Source organism: Seonamhaeicola marinus (genome assembly GCF_008085455.1).
Genome location: NZ_VSDQ01000754.1, coordinates 1 through 933, shown reverse-complemented (window position 1 = coordinate 933; position 933 = coordinate 1). Strand labels below are relative to the sequence as shown.

General features: G+C 31.9%; 1 protein-coding gene and 1 pseudogene. Both read left to right on the top strand.

Annotation, left to right across the window (positions count from 1 at the left end; genetic code table 11):
• A partial coding sequence (locus FUA24_RS23365) for an NAD(P)/FAD-dependent oxidoreductase (RefSeq protein WP_148545743.1) occupies positions 1-510 on the top strand: 510 nt, incomplete at its 5' end.
• 102 nt (positions 511-612) lie between these two features.
• Positions 613-933 (top strand): annotated as a pseudogene (locus tag FUA24_RS23360) (serine O-acetyltransferase); the annotation flags it as partial.

Below are 933 nucleotides of genomic sequence, written 5' to 3'. Positions count from 1 at the left end.
CGTAATGAATTTAGAGGGCACTTAGATTCTGTTGAAAAAGTTGGAGAATTAAAAAGAGAAGGGAAAATAAACCTTATTACACCTGCCGAAGTAACAAATATTTTAGGCAACGGTAAAGTTGAAGCTATTGAAATTACAAAACAAGGTGAAGCTCCTTATACTTTAGAAACCGATCATTTTATTCCACTATTTGGCTTATCGCCAAAACTAGGTCCAATAGCAAACTGGGGCTTAGAAATTGAAAAAAATGCTATTAAAGTTAATAATGCTTTAGATTATCAAACTAACATTCCAGGTATTTTCGCCATAGGCGATGGTAATTATTACCCAGGAAAGTTAAAGTTAATACTTTGTGGTTTCCACGAAGCAACAATTATGTGTCAAGCAGCATATAAAATTATCAATCCTGGTAAAAAATTCGTATTAAAATATACAACAGTTTCAGGTGTAGATGGTTTTGATGGTACACGTAAAGAAGCCCCAAAAGCAGTAGTGCAAGCTATAGATTAAAACGTTCAGTAAAATACTATAAAATTAAATCCTGCAAGGCTTCATTTACCTTGTAGGATTTAATATTTTTGAAACATACGTTTCTTTATAAATAATAAACTAATGAAAAGTTACAACGTTTGTTTAAAAGACACCGTTAAAACATTTACTAAAAAATTGTTTTATTCGTTGTTTGATTGTGAACAGGAAGAAGAACACNGAAAACAATGATCCTGCATCACACAGTTTAGAAGAAATTTATTTGGCTTACCCAGGCTTTCATGCCATTTCAATTTACCGTTTAAGTCATGCGCTTTACAAATTGAAAGTGCCAATTTTACCAAGAATGATGAGTGAATATATTCATGGTATTACAGGTATTGATATTCATCCAGGGGCAACCATTAATGATTCTTTTTATATAGATCATGGAACAGGTATTGT